This is a genomic window from Moheibacter sp. (assembly GCF_049672845.1).
Taxonomy (GTDB): Bacteria; Bacteroidota; Bacteroidia; order Flavobacteriales; family Weeksellaceae; genus Moheibacter.
This window is the reverse complement of sequence record NZ_JBATWT010000015.1, coordinates 1-2,430: the sequence shown is the minus strand read 5'-3', so window position 1 is coordinate 2,430 and position 2,430 is coordinate 1. Positions and strand designations below refer to the sequence as shown.

The window sequence follows — 2,430 nt, the reverse complement described above, 5'->3', positions numbered from 1 at the left end:
AAGTTCTCTAAGCTGGTTTGATAGAATAGTTTGGGGGTAAATTTCTTCCGTCCTTGCATACAACAAGATACACATTTTTTTTTGATAATGGGGAGTTGTGCAACAAGCACATCGGTTTGGCGAAATGCGGGATTAAATACAAAGTTGAACTTCTCGCCTTTTTATCCGCCAAAAGCTGTTTGCTTTTGATTTTTTATTAAATTTACCAAAAGCCACAGCTTTTGCTTCGTTCGGTTCTGAATTGAACTTTCGCTCAATTCATCCCGCACTATCGCCAAGCCGCCAAAGCGTTAGCGGTAATTTTACCAAACAGAATGTTGAACATAAAAAAATATAATCCGATGAAGCTATAAGTAACTGTCCAAAATATATAAACTTAAACCTTTTCATTGCTTTCAAAAAGTAATGGAATTTTCTATTATTAACTTTTAAAAATTAGAAAAAATGACACAGTTACAAATGATTAACATAACAAAATCTATAGCTCAATATGACGAAAATGTTTCCGCTGTTTTTATGTATGGTTCATTTACCAAAAACGAAGGAGACAAATATTCTGACATCGAATTTTACATCTTTGTAAAAAATAAAGAAAATTTCTCGGCAGAAAAATGGGTAAATCAAATTCATCCTGTGGCTTTATATTTTATAAATGAATATGGAACCGAAGTTGCTATTTTTGAGAATTTGGTCAGAGGAGAATTTCATTTTTTAAAAACAGAGGAAATTGAAATTATCAAATCTTGGGACGGAATAGTTACATTTAGCGATTTTGACCAAATGAACCTAATCGACAAAGACGGACATTTAACGAAAACGCTTAATCAAATCAAAACGAAATCGCCCGAAAGAATAACAAATGAAAACATCTTGTGGTTAAGTCAATCATTACTGAATGTTGTACTGACAACAAGTAACTTAATTAAGCGAGAGGAATTTGCTCACGCTCATCATAGTTTATCAAACGTTCAGAAATATTTGCTCTGGCTTATTAGAGCAAGAATAAACAAAACCCAACATTGGGAAAGTCCGACTAAAAGTCTTGAAAAGGATATTGATATGACTTGGTATTCTGCGTATAAAACAATAACATCGGATTTAAATCCTAAAAACATAATTTTAGCTTTTGAAAACTCATTAAATTTATCGGAGAAACTATTTGACGAACTAAATATTGAAACAAAACTGAACGAAATCCTACACGAAATAAGAAAAAACTACCGCTAACAAAGGCTTGGCGCAATGGCGGGTTAAGGCAAAATTTGAAGTTTCGGCTTTCTATTTCGCAAAAAGCCAATTATATTGACTTTTTTCTTAAATTTATTCAATTAATTGGCTTTTGCTTACAGTGTCGCTAAATTGAAACTTTTCGCTTCAATTTCCGCCACTGACGCCAAGCCCCTAAACGTTAGCGGCAATACTTTCGGAAATTCCGTATAAAATCATAATTAATGAAAAATATTCAAATTTTATTCCTTTCACTTTTAACCACAGTCTTTTCTTTTGGACAAAATTCCCAATTAGAGAAATATAAAAAAGCTGAAGATTTTCTAAAAACAAACGAAGTACAAAATGCGTATGAAATTTTTAAAGAGTTAAATTCAGAAGTGTCTAAATCTGACACTTTATATAATTATGTAACGTGGTATTATGAAGCTGCAACTTCATATTTAGAAAATTCAAATCGTTTAAAAGAGAATTATCAAACATCTTTGAAATATGGATTAGAAGCATTGAATATTATTCAAAATAATAAAGAGTATTTTAATCCAACTTTTGCTGAAAAAGAACCTTGGATGGTCAAAAATATAGTTGTTTCATATTTTGGATTGGGAAAAATAGAAGAGGCTAAAAAATATAAAGAAATTTTATATCAATCTTATAAAGATAAGTCTTTGCCGAATGGTATTGATGGCTATTTTAATTTCGACTTTTTCAAATTTAAAGATAAAAATGTGTGGGGTTATGAATGGTTTCCAGAATTACCTGACAACAGATTTTCATCAAGTTTTACGAAAGTAGTTTATTATGTATATAGCACAAATGAGGATGGAACAGATAAAGACCAATTATATCGTTTTCACGTATTAATGTATCATCAAGAAAATAAGGATACAAAATTTGATTATCTTTTAGAAAGACAAATTGAAACGGATGAAGCTACAATAAGTGGTTCATACTATCAATATGTGTACAAGAAAGATATTGACTACAAGAAATTAAAGTCTGACATTATAGAAATATTGACAAAAGAAATAGAGCCTAGTAGCAGACGAACTATCCCAAAAAGAAAATAAGTACTGCCGCTAACATCGGTAACTGTTGCACAACTCCAAATTTTATTGAAAACAAAAATTCTTGACCTCGTTTAAGCTGTTTTAAGCGAGGTTTATTGTTGTCCAGAGTTTTGTTGCCGGATTTTTAGGATAG

At 30.9% G+C, this 2,430-nt stretch carries 2 protein-coding genes; both read left to right on the top strand.

All coding sequences use genetic code 11. The features are described 5' to 3' along the window. Positions 1-459: 459 nt before the first annotated feature. The gene (lnu(H), locus tag WBF63_RS06620; RefSeq protein ID WP_150433335.1) at positions 460-1,227 is read left to right on the top strand and encodes a lincosamide nucleotidyltransferase Lnu(H); all 768 of its coding nucleotides are present in this window, start codon (positions 460-462) and stop codon (positions 1,225-1,227) included. A gap of 224 nt (positions 1,228-1,451) precedes the next feature. Beyond that, positions 1,452-2,297: a hypothetical protein gene (locus tag WBF63_RS06615; protein WP_424368924.1), complete on the top strand. Its 846-nt coding sequence runs from the start codon at positions 1,452-1,454 to the stop codon at positions 2,295-2,297. The last annotated feature ends 133 nt before the right edge of the window (positions 2,298-2,430 follow it).